Annotated in this window: 14 protein-coding genes; 9 read left to right on the top strand and 5 right to left on the bottom strand. The window is 59.7% G+C overall.

Annotation, left to right across the window (positions count from 1 at the left end; genetic code table 11):
• Positions 1–22: 22 nt before the first annotated feature.
• From BLR72_RS08010 to denD, 4 genes are all read right to left on the bottom strand, one after another.
• Positions 23–1,336 carry an ABC transporter substrate-binding protein gene (locus BLR72_RS08010; protein WP_091920513.1) on the bottom strand — a complete coding sequence of 438 codons (1,314 nt, stop codon included), beginning with the start codon at positions 1,334–1,336 and terminating at the stop codon, positions 23–25.
• Positions 1,337–1,451: 115 nt separating this feature from the next.
• The gene (gene ugpC, locus BLR72_RS08005) at positions 1,452–2,516 is read right to left on the bottom strand and encodes an ABC transporter ATP-binding protein (protein WP_091920511.1); all 1,065 of its coding nucleotides are present in this window, start codon (positions 2,514–2,516) and stop codon (positions 1,452–1,454) included.
• Positions 2,517–2,580: 64 nt separating this feature from the next.
• The gene (locus BLR72_RS08000) at positions 2,581–3,357 is read right to left on the bottom strand and encodes an SDR family oxidoreductase (RefSeq protein ID WP_091947157.1); all 777 of its coding nucleotides are present in this window, start codon (positions 3,355–3,357) and stop codon (positions 2,581–2,583) included.
• Positions 3,358–3,360: 3 nt separating this feature from the next.
• Complete coding sequence (gene denD / locus BLR72_RS07995; protein WP_091947154.1) at positions 3,361–4,344, bottom strand: D-erythronate dehydrogenase; 984 nt, start codon at positions 4,342–4,344, stop codon at positions 3,361–3,363.
• Positions 4,345–4,494: 150 nt separating this feature from the next.
• On the opposite strand from denD, the gene BLR72_RS07990 reads away from it, so the two are divergent.
• From BLR72_RS07990 to BLR72_RS07950, 9 genes are all read left to right on the top strand, one after another.
• A complete protein-coding gene (locus tag BLR72_RS07990; protein ID WP_091920505.1) occupies positions 4,495–5,520 on the top strand; it encodes a LacI family DNA-binding transcriptional regulator in 1,026 nt (341 codons plus the stop codon).
• Between the two features lie 92 nt (positions 5,521–5,612).
• A complete protein-coding gene (locus BLR72_RS07985; RefSeq protein ID WP_027230761.1) occupies positions 5,613–6,377 on the top strand; it encodes a DeoR/GlpR family DNA-binding transcription regulator in 765 nt (254 codons plus the stop codon).
• Between the two features lie 73 nt (positions 6,378–6,450).
• Positions 6,451–8,040, top strand: a complete 1,590-nt coding sequence (gene glpD, locus BLR72_RS07980; RefSeq protein ID WP_091947151.1) for a glycerol-3-phosphate dehydrogenase — start codon at positions 6,451–6,453, stop codon at positions 8,038–8,040.
• Positions 8,041–8,118: 78 nt separating this feature from the next.
• Positions 8,119–9,201, top strand: coding sequence for an ABC transporter ATP-binding protein (locus BLR72_RS07975; RefSeq protein WP_091920502.1), 1,083 nt, complete (start codon positions 8,119–8,121; stop codon positions 9,199–9,201).
• 9 nt (positions 9,202–9,210) lie between these two features.
• Complete coding sequence (locus BLR72_RS07970; RefSeq protein ID WP_091947148.1) at positions 9,211–10,275, top strand: ABC transporter ATP-binding protein; 1,065 nt, start codon at positions 9,211–9,213, stop codon at positions 10,273–10,275.
• A 60-nt stretch (positions 10,276–10,335) separates the two neighbouring features.
• Positions 10,336–11,202 (top strand): carbohydrate ABC transporter permease, encoded by an 867-nt coding sequence (locus BLR72_RS07965; protein ID WP_091947146.1) that lies wholly within the window; start codon positions 10,336–10,338, stop codon positions 11,200–11,202.
• Position 11,203: 1 nt separating this feature from the next.
• On the top strand, positions 11,204–12,109 hold the full coding sequence (locus tag BLR72_RS07960; RefSeq protein WP_175492312.1) for a carbohydrate ABC transporter permease: 906 nt from the start codon (positions 11,204–11,206) through the stop codon (positions 12,107–12,109).
• Between the two features lie 111 nt (positions 12,110–12,220).
• Positions 12,221–12,502: a DUF2160 domain-containing protein gene (locus BLR72_RS07955; RefSeq protein ID WP_027230755.1), complete on the top strand. Its 282-nt coding sequence runs from the start codon at positions 12,221–12,223 to the stop codon at positions 12,500–12,502.
• 71 nt (positions 12,503–12,573) lie between these two features.
• The gene (locus tag BLR72_RS07950; RefSeq protein WP_091947143.1) at positions 12,574–14,298 is read left to right on the top strand and encodes an ABC transporter substrate-binding protein; all 1,725 of its coding nucleotides are present in this window, start codon (positions 12,574–12,576) and stop codon (positions 14,296–14,298) included.
• Positions 14,299–14,400: 102 nt separating this feature from the next.
• On the opposite strand, the gene BLR72_RS07945 is transcribed toward BLR72_RS07950, so the two are convergent.
• Positions 14,401–15,564, bottom strand: a complete 1,164-nt coding sequence (locus BLR72_RS07945; RefSeq protein WP_091947141.1) for a dihydrodipicolinate synthase family protein — start codon at positions 15,562–15,564, stop codon at positions 14,401–14,403.
• Positions 15,565–15,663 lie beyond the last annotated feature (99 nt).

Below are 15,663 nucleotides of genomic sequence, written 5' to 3'. Positions count from 1 at the left end.
CGGCGGAAGATCGTTCGCATGCCTAAAGCGTGTAGTAGCGGTTGGCGCGCTTTTCCGCCTGGGCGATGGCGTCTTCCGGCGACATCTGGCCGGTTACGGCGGTCGCATACATGTCGACGAGCACGTAGTCGGCCATCACGCCGGCCGAAGCGGTTCCGAGCGGACCGGCATAGCCGTTCGGCCGCAGCGTCTCGGATGCCTTGGCATAGGCGGCATGGATCGGGTTCGATGTCCAAACCGGATTTGCTGCAAATTCCTTCAGCGGCTGGCAGCAATAGGCACTGGCCCCCGTGATCCAGGCGTTCATATTGTCGGCCTGATACATGAACTGCAGATAGGCTTTTGCAGCTTCCGGATATTTGGTGTGCTTGAAGATCGAAATCGTCGAAGTCTGGTGCAACTCGACCGACTGTCCGACCGGACCGATTGGCAGGTTGACCGAGCGCATGTCGTCGGCAATCGCCTTCATGGCCGGATCCTTGATCGCGGCATAATACACCGAAACGCCGTTGGCGGTCAGCGATACCTGGCCGGCAAGGAATGCACGGTTGTTGTTGACGTCCTGCCAGCTTTCGGTGCCCGGAATGAAGGTCTTGTATAGCTCCTGCGCGTACTTGACCGATGCGAGCGTCTCGGGGCTGTTGATGACAACCTTGCCGCTCTCGTCGACCATCTTGCCGCCATGGCTCCACAGCAGCCAGTGAGCGTAGTTGTTGCCGTCGCCGACAGCCTTGCCGTGCGGGAAGCCGGCGGGCGTTCCCTTGGCATGCAGGGCCTTGCAGAGCTCGAGGAAGCCCGCCGTGTCTTTCGGAAACTCGCTGAAACCCGCAGCCTTCATGTGGCTGTCGCGATAAACGACGGCATTGCCGATGGCGCAGAGCGGCAGCGCGATGAACTTGCCATCGCGCTTGGCATAGCCTTCAAGACCCGGATACCAGCCGCCATGCGCCGAGCCGAGATATTCGCCAAGCTCCGTCACGTCGACGAGCTTGTCAGGATATTGCTGCGGATCGTCGAACCAGCTCATGACCATGTCGGGACCGGAGCCGACATTGGCGGCGACAGCCGCCTTCGGGCGAACGTCTTCCCAGCTTTCCTTGTCGATGCGCACCTGAACGCCGGTGGCGTCGGTGAACTTCTTGGTGTTTGCGAGCCAGGCCGCCTCTTCGGCCGGAACGAACGGCACCCAGCGCAACAGACGAAGCGTGGCGCCTTCCTCCGGCTTGTATGCCGGCGCCGACTGGGCGAAGGCTGGGGTGAGGCCGAAGCGATTGAGCCCGGCAGCCGCGACGAGCCCTGCTGACGCGCCAAGAAGATGTCTTCTATTGATGGTCATTGATTCTCCTCCATGGTTTAAGTCCTCTCCCGGAACGCTCCCACGTTCCCGGCAAATTGCATTCGGGGACAATTATGCACGGCGCCTGCTGCCCCGAACGGCAGGCAGCCGCTTGTCAAACCAGGCGCTGGCCCGTTTCCGCGTCGAACAGATACGTGGCTTCCGCGTGGATGGAGAGCCCGATTGTCTCGCCGGGCTTGGCGCTGACGCGCTGGTGAAAGACGCCGGTAATATCATCGCCGCCAATACGCATGATCATCTGGGTTTCCGAGCCGGTCGGCTCGATGACCACGACCTCTGCCGGGATGCCACCGCTGCTGATGGTCATGTGTTCGGGGCGCAGCCCATAGATCAACGCGCGTCCCTTGGCACTCTCCGGCGCCTTCGCGACGGGGAGGACGATGCCCTTGTCGGTCACGAACTTCGCGTTGTCGTTCGGGTCGAGCTTGCCCTTGATCATGTTCATTGCCGGCGAGCCGATGAAGCTTGCCACAAACAGATTAGCCGGCTGATCGTAGAGTTCGAGCGGCGCACCGATCTGCTCGACGATACCGTCATGCATGACCACGATCTTGTCGGCCATGGTCATGGCTTCGATCTGGTCGTGCGTCACATAGACTGTCGTGGTCTTCAGGCGCTGGTGCAGTTCCTTGATTTCCGCCCGCATGGCAACGCGGAGCTTCGCGTCGAGGTTCGACAGGGGCTCGTCGAAAAGAAAGACCTGCGGGTCGCGAACAATGGCGCGCCCCATCGCGACACGCTGGCGCTGGCCGCCCGAAAGCTGCCGCGGAAAACGTTCGAGAAGATGCGACAGGCCGAGGATTTCCGCAGCGGGCTTCACCCGCTTGTCGATCTCCGACTTCGGTGCGCCCTTGAGCTTGAGCGAGAAAGCCATGTTGTCGGCAACGGTCATATGCGGATAAAGCGCATAATTCTGGAATACCATGGCGATATCGCGCTCTTTCGGCGCGAGACCGTTGACGACCTGGCCGCCAATGCGGATTTCGCCGGCCGAGATGTTTTCAAGTCCCGCCAGCATGCGCAGCAACGTGGACTTGCCGCAGCCGGAGGGGCCGACAAGAATAACGAATTCGCCATCGGCAATCTCGATATCGACGCCCTTGATGACCGGGTGCGTCCCGAATGATTTTCGTACGTTGGCGAATTCAACCGATGCCATGCGTTCTCCTCCAAATTTCGTCCCTGTGGCCGCGATTCTGCCGACCGCTGCCGTCGATATTGTATTAGCCGCGTCCGACAAGCGGCATCTTCGTTGCCATGATCGTCATTGTCAGCACGTTTGCTTCCAGAGGCAGGCTCGCCATGTGCACGACGGCGTCACCAATATGGTGGGCAGGGATCGTCGGCTCGCTTGCCGTCTCGCCGTTCGCCTGCAGGACACCGCTGGACATTTTCGACGTCATTTCCGTGCCGGCATTGCCGATATCAATCTGCCCGCAGGCAATGTCGAACGGACGGCCATCGAGCGCGGTCGATTTGGTAAGACCCGTCACGGCGTGCTTTGTTGCGGTATAGGGCGCCGAATGGGGCCTGGGCGTCTGCGCGGAGATCGAGCCATTGTTGATGATACGTCCGCCGCGCGGCGTCTGCGCCTTCATCAGTTTCATGGCCTGTTGCGTGCAGAGGAACACGCCGGTCAGGTTTGCCCCGACAATGGCGCTCCAATGATCGAAAGTGAGTTCTTCCATCGGAATGTTCGGAACATTCACGCCGGCATTGTTGACGAGGAGATCGAGGCGTCCGAACTCCGATTGGATTGCATCGAAGAGCCCCGAAACCGATTGGGGATCGCTGACATCCGCTGTGATCGCCTTGACATTGCCGCCTGTCTCGGCGGCGAGCGCCTTTGCCGTATCCTCAAGCACATCCTCGCGCCGCCCGGAGATGACGACCGTATAGCCCGCACCGAGAAGCGCTGCCGAAATTGCTCGGCCAACACCTGTGCCACCGCCGGTGACAAGGGCAATCTTGCCCTTGCCGGATTCCTGATTGTAAGCCATGCCCTAAATGTTCCCGCCGAGTTCGTCTTCGATATGCGCCTTGATGATGTCATCGAAGGCGGTTTCAGCCTTGAAGCCTAATGCTGTGGCCCGTTTCGTATCGAAATCCGTGGCCCAGCCTGCAACGATCTTCTGGATTGTTGCATCCGGCTCGCGCCGGATCAACCTTACAGCTTTTTCCCCGGCAACGCGTTGCAGAGCCGCAATTTCCTCGCCTACCAGGGCGGAGAGGCCAGGCATGGAAAGATTGCGCCGGTCGCCGACCTTTTCGAGATCAAGGTTTGCAGCGTGAAGAAAGAACCCGACGGCCGAACGCGGACTTGCGAACCAGTGGCGAACGTTTTCGTCCACCGGCAACACCGCTTCCTGGCCGACAAGCGGTTCGCGCAGAATATTGGAAAAGAAGCCGGACGCCGCCTTGTTGGGCTTGCCCGGGCGGATGCAGATCGTCGGCAGGCGAATGCCTATGCCATCGAAGAAGCCGCGGCGGCTATAGTCGGAGAGCAGAAGTTCGCAAATCGCCTTCTGCGTGCCGTAGCTCGTCAGAGGTGTCGTGAAGAACTCATCGCCGATCTTTTCCGGGAAGGGCTGTCCAAAGACCGCTATGGACGAAGCAAAGACGACGCGTGGCCTGTAGGGCGACTTGGCGCTCTCGAGCCTGATCGCTTCGAACAACTGCCGTGTGCCATCAAGGTTTACCTTGTAGCCTTTTTCGAAATCGGCTTCGGCTTCGCCAGAAACGATCGCAGCGAGATGAAAGATGAGGTCGGGGCGGCTCGCAATCAGTGATTCGGCGACGCCGGGTTCCGAAAGGTCGGCAGCACGCGAGGTCGAAATGCTTGCGAGCGAAGCTGGAGCATCAGGCTTGATGACATCGACGAGAATGAGCTTTTCAATGTCCCTGCCAAGCGCGCCCGGCTGCGATGCGATCTTGTCGAGCAATTTGCGGCCAACCATTCCGGCTGCACCGATGACCAGTACGTGCATGGGCAAGAATCCTCCGAAGGGCCTCTCCCAAGACCCGAAACACTTAACGATGACAGCGCTGTCATAAAGTTATGCACACTGACTAGCATTCATCAAGCGTTTTATGGTAGCGCTGTCATAAAATAAATTTCGTCAGCCGTCCGGATTGACATGCCGCGCAAACGCAACGCTCATCGCAGCCCTGACCTGCCGACCCTGGCGGATGTCGCGCGTCTTGCCGGCGTCAGCGAAATCACGGCATCGCGTGTCGTTCGCGATCGTGGACCAATCGCCGATTCTACCCGCACGCGCGTCCTCACCGCGATCGCCGAGCTTGGCTATATTCCAAACCGCGCCGCCGGCAGCCTCGCCTCCGCCGGCTCGACACTGATGAGCGTGCTGCTGCCGTCCCTCTCCAACATCGTCTTTCCAGACGTTCTGCGCGGAATTCATTCGGCGCTGACACATACGGCCTACCAGCCCGTCATCGGCGTGACAGACTACGATCCGCTGATCGAAGAGCGCATCCTACTATCGTTTCTAGCCTGGCAGCCTGCGGCAGTGATCCTCGCGGGGTTGCACCATACCCCGACCGCGCGCCGTCACCTCGAACATGGACGGTTTCGCGTCGCCGAACTCATGGACATAGACGGCGACCCTGTCGATATCGCCGTCGGCATGTCACACCGGCAGGCGGGCTATGAAACCGGCCGCCACCTGGTTCAGCGCGGCTATCGCCGGTTCGGCTATGCCGGGCATAGCGTCGCTACGGACGATCGCGCCAGCGCCCGCTACGAAGGGCTCTGCACCTCTTTGCGCGAGGCCGGGCTTTCGCTGATTGCCGAGCACAGGCAGCCTGGTCCGAGTTCGACGAAGGCGGGGCGGGAGTCGCTGGAAATACTCCTTGGTGCCGAGCCTTCCCTCGACGTCGTGGTCTTTCCCAACGACGATATGGCGATGGGCGGCATTTTCCATTGCATGCACAGCGGGATTGCAGTCAGGGAAAAGCTCGGTATCTTTGGCTTCAACGGGCTCGACATAGGGCAGGCCATGCCGATGCCACTTTCGACCATTCTGTCCCGGCGTTTTCTCATCGGGCTGACGGCGGCCGAGAAGCTCATCGAAAGTCGTGAGAGGCCGCAGGAGAAGACAATCATCAACACCGGCTTCGATATTATCGAGGGCGCCACGGCCTGAAAAAGGCGCAGTTTCGCATTGCGCTCGATTGACATGTGATCATTTTCGTTTTCGTATAATGCGCGAAAAAACGAAAATGAAAGTTCCTCTCCATGTTCCTTTCCTCCCGGCACGCCGAAATCATCGAAATGGCCAAGGAACATGGGCGCGTCCTCGTTGACGATCTCGCGCTTCATTTCAATGTGACCCCGCAGACGATCCGTAAAGATCTGAACGACCTCTGCGACCAGCGCCTGCTCAACCGAATCCATGGCGGCGCTCTTTTTCCATCAGGCATTCAGAACCTGGAATATGAATCGCGCCGCCTGATTGCCGCAGCGGAGAAGGAAGCAATCGGACGCGCCGCCGCCGGCCTGATACCTGACAATGCATCGCTCTTCGTCAACATCGGGACGACCACGGAAGCGGTCGGACAGGCCCTGCTTGATCGCAAGGGCCTCATGATAATTACCAATAATATCAACGTTGCCAATAAGTTGCGTGTCTATCCGGATATCGAGGTGGTCATCGCTGGCGGCGTCGTCCGGGGCTCGGATGGCGGCATTGTCGGTGAGGCGGCGGTCGATTTCATCCGCCAGTTCAAGGTGGATTTTGCCGTCATCGGCACCTCCGCGATCGATGCCGACGGCGCGCTTCTCGACTTCGATTTTCGCGAAGTGAAGGTGGCGCAGGCAATCATGGCGAATGCGCGCCACGTGATTCTCGTTTCCGATTCCACCAAGTTCGAGCGCACCGCGCCGGTACGGATCGGGCATCTTTCGCAGGTCCACACCTTCATCACCGATCGATGCGAGAGCGAGGCCATCCGCAGAATTTGCGCCGATGCCGACGTACGCCTGATTGAAACATCGGCTTGATTGGGGCTCTTGTGCGGGGCGAAGTTGCGCTATATAGTTCATTTCAGTTTCGTATTGCTTTCGTAATCGCCTCATGTATGTTTCGCAATTGCGAACAAATGGTGCGCTGCGAAATCATGGGTGGGGATTGCCGGGCTTGGCTGAACAGATCTACGATATCTTCGTGATCGGCGGTGGCATCAATGGATGCGGCATCGCCCGTGATGCTGTTGGCCGTGGCTTTTCAGTGTTCCTCGCGGAGATGAACGATCTTGCCAGCGGCACGTCCTCCGGTTCGACCAAGCTCATCCACGGCGGCCTGCGTTACCTTGAATATTATGAATTCCGGCTTGTACGTGAATCATTGATGGAACGCGAGGTGCTTTGGGCCAACGCGCCGCATATCATCTGGCCGATGCGTTTCGTCTTGCCGCACCATGCGGGCCTTCGCCCTGCCTGGCTGTTGCGCCTGGGCCTCTTCCTCTACGACCATATTGGCGGGCGCAAGAAGCTGCCGGCAACGCGCACGCTCGACATGACCCGCGACCCGGCAGCCAAGCCGCTTAAATCGCTTTATACCCGCGCCTTCGAATATTCGGATTGCTGGGTCAATGATGCGCGCTTCGTTGCGCTCAATGCGCGCGATGCCGCGGATCGCGGCGCTGTCGTGCGCACCCGCACCCGCGTCGTGAGCGCCCGGCGCGACGCCGAGACCTGGACCTTGACCCTGAAGGACGGTTTGACCGGCGAGACGGAGGAGGTTCGCGCCCGTCTCGTCGTCAATGCCGCGGGACCCTGGGTCGATGAGGTGTTGACGGGCGTCGTCGGCGCCAATGACGCCCACAATGTGCGGCTCGTGCAGGGCAGCCACATCGTCGTGCGCAAGAAGTTCGACGATCCGCGCGCTTATTTCTTCCAGAACACCGATGGCCGCATCATATTCGCTATTCCCTACGAGCAGGATTTTACCCTTATCGGCACCACCGACCAGGATTATCACGGCAATCCCGCCGAGGTGAAAATCAGCGACGCCGAGATCGATTATCTTTGCGCCGCGGCGAGCGAATACTTCGTCGAACCGGTCAAACGCGAACATGTCGTGTGGACCTATTCCGGCGTGCGCCCGCTTTATGACGACGGTGCGTCCAAGGCGCAGGAAGCGACCCGCGACTACGTCCTCAAGGCCGACGCGGTGGAAGGTAAGGCGCCGCTTCTCAACATCTTTGGCGGCAAGATCACGACCTACCGCCGGCTGTCGGAACATATGCTGGAAAAGATCGAAGCGTTTCTCGGAAAGCGCGGCCAGCCCTGGACCGCTGCCGGCAAGCTGCCCGGCGGTGATTTTGCGGCGACTGCGTTCGATGCCGAATTGCAGAAACTGAAAACCGACTACCCTTTTCTTGATGCGACGCATGCGCGGCGGCTGTTCCGCCTTTACGGCACCAAGGCGCGCACGCTGCTTGGCAAGGCCACGTCGATCGAGGACCTGGGCAAGAATTTCGGTTCCGATCTCTACGAGGCCGAAGTACGCTACCAGATTGCACATGAATGGGCGGTCACGGCGCAGGACGTGTTGTGGCGCCGCACCAAGAAGGGTTTGCACCTGACTGCCGACGAGGCTGCCGCGCTCGACCGCTTCATGGAAGATGCGGTGGACCGGCGGCGCAGGCTGGCGGCCGAATAGACTGGAATGAAATCGGGCGATGGGACGGAGGGTCCACATCGCCGGGGCGGTAAGCGTCGCTCAAAGGGAGGACCACGAATGCTTGAATTGCGCGATGTATCGAAGGTGGTGGGCGGCAAGCCCCATCTCAGCGATATTTCGCTGACTTTGCAGCACGCCACGCTGAACGTGCTGCTGGGGCCGACGTTGTCGGGCAAGACCAGCCTGATGCGCATTATGGCCGGCCTTGACGTGCCGACCTCGGGTTCGGTGTGGTTCGATGGCAAGGATGTGACCGGTATTCCGGTGCAAAAGCGCTCGGTTGCGATGGTCTATCAGCAGTTCATCAATTATCCGGCCTTCACCGTCTATGAGAACATTGCCTCGCCGATGCGCGTTGCCGGTCTGGACGCCAAGACCATCGATCGCGAAGTGCGCAAGGCGGCCGAGCTGTTGAAGCTGACGCCATATCTCGACCGCACGCCGCTTAATCTTTCGGGCGGCCAGCAGCAGCGCACCGCGCTCGCGCGTGCCATCGTCAAGAACGCCAAGCTCGTGCTCCTTGATGAACCGCTGGCCAATCTCGACTACAAGCTGCGCGAGGAACTGCGCCAGGAACTGCCGAAGATTTTCGCGGAGTCGGGCACGATCTTCGTCTACGCGACAACCGAACCGCATGAGGCGCTCCTGCTTGGCGGAAATACGGCTACGCTGGCTGAAGGCCGCATCACCCAGTTCGGGCCGACCATCGATGTCTTCCGCCGCCCCGATGATTTGATCACCGCCCAGACTTTTGCCGACCCGCCGCTCAATACCATCGCGCTGGCAAAGTTCGGCAAGGCCTTCCAGCTCGAGGGCGGGGTGACACTGCCGGTGCCGCCGCATCTCGCTGATTTCGCCGACGGGACCTATACGATCGGTTTCCAGCCGCACCATATCGAGACGACGCGGGCGCATCCCGATGAGATCGCCCTGAAGGCGACGGTCACGGCGACTGAGATCACCGGTTCTGAGAGCTTCGTGCACCTTTCCTTCGCCGATGCGCGCTGGACCATGCTGACCCATGGCATTCATATCTACGCACCCGATGAGCAGATCGACATTTTCATCGACCCACGCAACCTGATGATTTTTGACGCGGCCGGCAATTCCGTCACCCGCGGTCAGAAACGCGCGGCATAGGGGCTGGCCATGGCACGCATCGACCTCAATCATATTCGCCACGCCTACGTCCCCAACCCGAAGTCGGACAAGGATTATGCACTGAAGGAAGTGCACCACAGCTGGGAGGACGGCGGCGCCTATGCCCTGCTCGGTCCCTCCGGCTGCGGCAAGACCACGCTCCTCAACATTATCTCGGGTCTCCTCCATCCGTCGCACGGGCAATTGCTGTTCGATGGCGAGGACGTCACCAACCTTTCGACCCAGGAACGCAATATCGCGCAGGTGTTCCAGTTTCCGGTCATCTACGACACGATGACCGTATACGATAACCTCGCCTTTCCCTTGCGCAACCGCGGCGTTCCAGCAGCCGAAGTCGACCGCAAGGTCAAGGAAACGCTGGAGATGATCGATCTGGCAAGCTGGGCCAACAAGAAGGCGCGTGGCCTGACGGCGGACCAGAAGCAGAAGATTTCGCTCGGCCGCGGCCTCGTCCGCTCCGACGTCAATGCCATCCTCTTCGACGAGCCGCTCACGGTCATCGATCCGCACATGAAGTGGGTGCTGCGCTCCCAGTTGAAGGTGCTGCACCAGCGCTTCGGCTATACCATGGTATACGTCACCCACGATCAGACCGAAGCCCTCACCTTCGCCCAGAAGGTGGTGGTTATGTATGACGGCGAGATCGTGCAAATCGGCACGCCGGAAGAATTGTTCGAGCGGCCAAAACACACTTTCGTCGGCTATTTTATCGGCTCTCCCGGCATGAATGTGATGCCGGTCGAGATCGAGTCCGGCGCCGCCCGCATTGGCGAGCATCAGATTCAGCTGCCGTCGCCAGCGGCTCCCATAGGCGGCAAGGTCGAACTCGGCATCCGCCCGGAATATGTGCGGCTCGGCCGCCTCGGCATGCCCGTTCAAATCGCCAAGGTCGAGGATATTGGCCGCCACAAGATCGTGCGCACCCGCCTCGGCACTCAGGAGATCGCCGTTATTGTCGGCGAAGGCCAGGAAATTCCGGCCGAACCGCACATCGCCTTCGATCCGAAGGGCATCAATATCTACGCCGATTCCTGGCGCGTGGGAGGGAACTGATTATGCATGGTATGACCTTTTGGTCCGCGACCCTCCGCACACTGGCAGGAGGCAACAGCCATGGATAAGACCTGGAACAACAAGGCCTGGCTCATGGTGCTGCCGGTGCTGTTGCTGGTGGCGTTTTCGGCCGTCATTCCGTTAATGACCGTCGTCAACTATTCGGTGCAGGATACGTTCGGCAACAATCAGTTCTTCTGGGCCGGCACAGAATGGTACGAGGAAATCCTGCATTCGGACCGCTTTCACGCAGCGCTCGGTCGCAATCTCGTCTTCTCTTTCATCATCCTCGCCATCGAGGTGCCGCTCGGCATCGTCATCGCCCTGAATATGCCTCGCCGTGGCTGGGGCGTTCCCGTCTGCCTCGTCCTGATGGCGCTGCCGCTGCTCATTCCCTGGAATGTCGTCGGAACGATCTGGCAGGTTTTCGGCCGCAACGATATCGGCCTTCTCGGCCACACGCTGGAAAGCCTCGGCATCAAGTACAATTATGTGCAGAACCCGCTGCACGCCTGGTTCACGGTCATTATCATGGACGTGTGGCACTGGACGAGCCTCGTCGTACTCCTTTGCTATGCCGGTCTCGTCTCGATCCCCGATGCTTTCTACCAGGCTGCCAAGATCGATGGCGCGTCGCGCTGGGCGGTCTTCCGCTACATCCAGCTGCCGAAGATGAACCGCGTGCTGCTCATCGCCGTGCTCCTGCGCTTCATGGACAGTTTCATGATCTACACCGAGCCCTTCGTCGTCACCGGCGGCGGTCCCGGCAATTCCACGACATTCCTGTCGATCGACCTCGTCAAGATCGCCATTGGCCAGTTCGACCTAGGGCCGGCAGCAGCAATGTCGATCATCTACTTCCTGATCATCCTTCTCCTGTCATGGATATTCTATACCGTCATGACCAACTACGATGCGGAGCGCTGACATGTCGGTGCAGAACGAAACCCTTGCACGCACAAGCGGACGGCCTGCCGCCGAGCAGGGGCAGATCGACAAGGCGCTGGCCCGCAGGATGCGTCGGCGTGGGGACGAGTCGAAATTCTGGTGGCTGGTCCCGACGCTGTACATCATCTTCCTGCTGCTTCCGATCTATTGGCTCGTCAACATGAGCTTCAAGACCAACCAGGAGATTTTGACCACTTTCACGCTGTGGCCGCAAAATCCGACACTTCACAATTACGCGGTGATTTTCACCGACCCGTCATGGTATCGCGGCTACATCAATTCGATCATCTATGTCGTCATGAACATGGTGATTTCGGTGCTGGTTGCCCTGCCTGCGGCCTATGCCTTCTCGCGCTATCGCTTCCTTGGCGACAAGCACCTGTTCTTCTGGCTGCTGACCAACCGCATGGCGCCGCCAGCAGTGTTTGCGCTGCCGTTTTTCCAGCTCTATTCGGCATTCGGCCTCATTGATACACATATCGCGGTGGCGCTGGCGCACTGCCTGTTCAACGTACCGCTCGCCGTCTGGATCCTCGAGGGTTTCATGTCGGGCGTGCCGAAGGAGATCGACGAGACCGCCTATATCGATGGCTATTCGTTCCCGCGCTTTTTCGTGAAGATCTTTGTGCCGCTTATCGCGAGCGGTATCGGCGTCGCCGCCTTCTTCTGCTTTATGTTTTCTTGGGTGGAGCTCCTGATCGCCCGTACGCTGACGACAACCGATGCCAAGCCGATTGCGGCAACGATGACACGTACGGTTTCAGCGTCAGGCATGGATTGGGGGCTGTTGGCCGCCGCCGGCGTGTTGACCCTGATCCCGGGCGCCATCGTCATCTACTTCGTCCGCAACTATATCGCCAAGGGCTTCGCCCTGGGGAGGGTGTAATGACGGGCTGGGAGAAGCGTGCGCTGAGGATAGCGGAGGCGCGCGTGCTCGGGAATGCGCCAAGGCCAGCATGCTGTTCTGACTTTAGAATTGCACGGAAGGAGGCCTGACATGGACCTTTCATGGATGGCATGGACCGTGCCGACCGCGCTGTTCTTCATGACGATCTTCCTTCTGCTGATCGGCATGGCGGTGTGGGAATACTTCTCGCCGGGCGGCAATCCCCGCATCGGCATATTGCGCTTTGAAACGACGCGGGGCGACCGGCTTTTCGTGTCGCTGCTCGGCGCCGCCTATATCCATCTTGCCTGGCTTGGCCTCGTTGGTCCCAACCTCTGGTGGGCTCTGGCAATTTCGGTGGTCTACGCCATAGGCGTGTTCCGCTTCGTCTGACGTATGAAATTGAGACAGGGCATTCCGCCCTGTCCCAACAATGCAATCGCAGCAACTCTGGGAGGACAACCATGCGAACGCGATTATTGACGACAACGACAGCAATGGTGCTGTTGTTCGGCGCAGGCAGTGCCTGGGCCGGAATCGATGAGGCCAAGGCGTTCCTCGACAAGGAAATCGGCGACATGTCGACCCTTGATCGCGCTGCTCAGGAAAAGGAGATGCAGTGGTTCATCGATGCCGCCAAGCCCTTCGCGGGCATGGAAATCAAGGTGGTGTCGGAGTCACTGACGACCCACAGCTATGAATCGCAGACACTGGCCCCGGCCTTCACCGCGATCACCGGCATCAAGGTCACTCACGACATCATCCAGGAAGGTGACGTCGTCGAAAAGATCCAGACACAGATGCAGACGGGCCAGAACCTCTACGACGCTTGGGTCAACGACTCGGATCTGATCGGCACGCACTGGCGCTACCAGCAGGTGCGCAACCTGACCGACTGGATGGCTAATGAAGGCAAGGACGTGACCAATCCCGGTCTCGACGTTGACGACTTCATCGGCACCAAGTTCACGACTGCGCCCGACAAGAAGCTCTATCAGCTTCCCGATCAGCAGTTCGCCAATCTCTATTGGTTCCGCTACGACTGGTTCAACGACGAGAAGAACAAGGCCGATTTCAAGGCGAAATACGGCTACGATCTCGGCGTTCCGGTCAACTGGTCGGCCTATGAGGACATTGCCGAATTCTTCAACGGTCGCGAGATCGACGGCAAGAAGGTCTATGGTCACATGGACTACGGCAAGAAGGATCCGTCGCTCGGCTGGCGCTTTACCGATGCCTGGCTTTCCATGGCTGGCAATGGTGACAAGGGCTTGCCCAACGGTCTCCCGGTCGATGAATGGGGCATCAAGGTCGATGCGCAGTCACGCCCTGTCGGCTCGTGCGTTGCCCGCGGCGGCGATACCAACGGACCGGCAGCGGTCTATTCGATCCAGAAATATCTCGACTGGCTGAAGGCTTATGCACCGCCGGAAGCTCAGGGCATGACCTTCTCCGAATCGGGTCCGGTTCCGGCGCAGGGCAATATCGCCCAGCAAATTTTCTGGTACACCGCCTTCACCGCCGACATGGTCAAGCCAGGCCTTCCCGTCGTCAATGCAGATGGCACCCCGAGGTGGCGTATGGCGCCCTCGCCGCATGGTGTCTATTGGAAAGACGGCATGAAGCTCGGCTACCAGGACGTCGGCTCATGGACGCTGATGAAGTCAACGCCCGAGGACCGCGCCAAGGCCGCATGGCTCTATGCGCAGTTCGTAACCTCGAAGACCGTGGACGTGAAGAAGAGCCATGTCGGCCTCACCTTCATCCGCGAATCCACCATCCAGGACAAGAGCTTCACCAAGCGTGCGCCTGAACTCGGCGGTCTGATCGAGTTCTATCGTTCGCCGGCTCGCGTTCAGTGGTCGCCGACGGGCACCAACGTTCCTGACTATCCGAAGCTGGCACAGCTCTGGTGGCAGGCCGTGGGTGACGCTTCTTCCGGTGCCAAGACCGCTCAGGAAGCCATGGACTCGCTTTGCGAGGAGCAGGAAAAGGTGCTCGGCCGCCTCGAGAAATCAGGCGTCCAGGGTGATATCGGTCCGAAGCTGGCCGAGGAGCATGACCTTGCCTACTGGAACGCGGAAGCGGTCAAGGCTGGCAATCTCGCTCCGCAGCTGAAGATCGAAAACGAAAAGGAAAAGCCGCAGACCGTCAACTACGACGAACTGGTCAAGAGCTGGAACAAGTAAGCTTCAAAGATTGGAGCGGGGAGGGGACGGTGCTCCGGCACCGTCCCTTTTTCTATCGGGAGAGAGGACCTCTGGCTTAGCCCGAGAACCCATGGACGTGCATTACACTCCATAAACCTGCAAAAGGCTCTTCATCCGGGCCACTGCAAGGTCAGGCTTGTCGAGCACATTGGCCGCATCCGCAAGCCGGAAGATGTCGGCGTAGTGCACGATGCCACGCGCGGACTGCATACCGGCCGGCATGACGAAGTGGCTTTGGTGGCCATTGAGCCAGGCGAGGAAGACGACACCGGCCTTGTAGTACTGCGTCGGTGCCTCGAATATCTTGCGCGAGAGCGGCACGGTCGGCTCGATCGTCTCGCGAAATGCCTCGGCATCGCCCGCTGCGAGGTGCGCGAGCGCTTTTGATGCCGATGGGGCAACGGCGTCGAAAATGCCGAGAAGAGCGTGGCTATAGCGCTCTCCGTCACCCTCTATCAACTCGGCATAGTTGAAGTCGTCGCCGGTAAAGCAGAGGACGTCGTCGGGCAGGCGCTTGCGCAGCTCAATCTCCTTCGCATTGTCGAGCAGCGAAATCTTGATGCCTTCCACCTTGGCTCGATTGTCGTTGATGACGGCAAGGACAGTTTCGAGCGCGTCTTCAAAACTTGCCGAACCCCAATAGCCGGCAAGATGGGGATCGAACATGTCGCCAAGCCAATGCAGGGTCACCTTTTCCCGCGTCTGCGAGAGGACGGCGTTATAGACGGTGCGGTAGTCATCGGCAGAGCGGGCGACACGTGCGAGTGCACGGCTCGCCATCATCACCGAGCGTCCGCCTTCGCCTTCAATGAAGCCGATCTGGGTCTCGTAGGCGTCGATGACATCCTGAAGCGATTTCGCATCCTGGGGCAACAGCTGGTCCGTTCCGCCACCGCAGGCAAGATCGGCGCCCGAAACGGTCCGCGCCTCGGCGAGCGAGCGGCGGATCAGCTCCTGCGCGGTAGCCCAGTCGACGCCCATGCCGCGCTGCGCCGTGTCCATCGCCTCGGCAATCTTGAAGCCGAGCGACCATAGGTGATGGCGAAATGCCATCGTCGCATCCCAGTCGATCGCGGGCGAGGTCCAGGGATTGGCATCGCGGCGCGGATCGGAAACGACATGCGCCGCGGCATAGGCGATGCGATTGAACGAGGGCGGGGACGATGGTTTGGCAAGCGGCTCGCCGCGCAGGCTATAGGCAGCGCTTACTCCATCTGAGGTCGGCAGGTTGAGGCTGATTGTCATGCGTTCGCTCCCGTACTGACGTCGGATTTTTAGTTTGGAACGTTCCAAAATACAAGAGCTAGGCCGAAAAATTATCGGAAGAGCCAGACAGACATCCGG

The organism is Phyllobacterium sp. YR620 (assembly GCF_900104165.1).
In the GTDB taxonomy this organism is placed as follows: Bacteria; Pseudomonadota; Alphaproteobacteria; order Rhizobiales; family Rhizobiaceae; genus Phyllobacterium; species Phyllobacterium pellucidum.
The sequence above is the reverse complement of the archived record's forward strand: the minus strand, read 5'-3'. Positions and strand labels throughout refer to the sequence as shown.

What these genes read in the sequence shown, in the direction of transcription:
- BLR72_RS08010 (WP_091920513.1), bottom strand. Translation starts at nt 1,336, where the DNA reads ATGACCATCAATAGAAGACATCTTCTTGGCGCGTCAGCAGGGCTCGTC.
- ugpC (WP_091920511.1), bottom strand. Translation starts at nt 2,516, where the DNA reads ATGGCATCGGTTGAATTCGCCAACGTACGAAAATCATTCGGGACGCAC.
- BLR72_RS08000 (WP_091947157.1), bottom strand. Translation starts at nt 3,357, where the DNA reads ATGGCTTACAATCAGGAATCCGGCAAGGGCAAGATTGCCCTTGTCACC.
- denD (WP_091947154.1), bottom strand. Translation starts at nt 4,344, where the DNA reads ATGCACGTACTGGTCATCGGTGCAGCCGGAATGGTTGGCCGCAAATTG.
- BLR72_RS07990 (WP_091920505.1), top strand. Translation starts at nt 4,495, where the DNA reads ATGCCGCGCAAACGCAACGCTCATCGCAGCCCTGACCTGCCGACCCTG.
- BLR72_RS07985 (WP_027230761.1), top strand. Translation starts at nt 5,613, where the DNA reads ATGTTCCTTTCCTCCCGGCACGCCGAAATCATCGAAATGGCCAAGGAA.
- glpD (WP_091947151.1), top strand. Translation starts at nt 6,451, where the DNA reads ATGTATGTTTCGCAATTGCGAACAAATGGTGCGCTGCGAAATCATGGG.
- BLR72_RS07975 (WP_091920502.1), top strand. Translation starts at nt 8,119, where the DNA reads ATGCTTGAATTGCGCGATGTATCGAAGGTGGTGGGCGGCAAGCCCCAT.
- BLR72_RS07970 (WP_091947148.1), top strand. Translation starts at nt 9,211, where the DNA reads ATGGCACGCATCGACCTCAATCATATTCGCCACGCCTACGTCCCCAAC.
- BLR72_RS07965 (WP_091947146.1), top strand. Translation starts at nt 10,336, where the DNA reads ATGGATAAGACCTGGAACAACAAGGCCTGGCTCATGGTGCTGCCGGTG.
- BLR72_RS07960 (WP_175492312.1), top strand. Translation starts at nt 11,204, where the DNA reads ATGTCGGTGCAGAACGAAACCCTTGCACGCACAAGCGGACGGCCTGCC.
- BLR72_RS07955 (WP_027230755.1), top strand. Translation starts at nt 12,221, where the DNA reads ATGGACCTTTCATGGATGGCATGGACCGTGCCGACCGCGCTGTTCTTC.
- BLR72_RS07950 (WP_091947143.1), top strand. Translation starts at nt 12,574, where the DNA reads ATGCGAACGCGATTATTGACGACAACGACAGCAATGGTGCTGTTGTTC.
- BLR72_RS07945 (WP_091947141.1), bottom strand. Translation starts at nt 15,564, where the DNA reads ATGACAATCAGCCTCAACCTGCCGACCTCAGATGGAGTAAGCGCTGCC.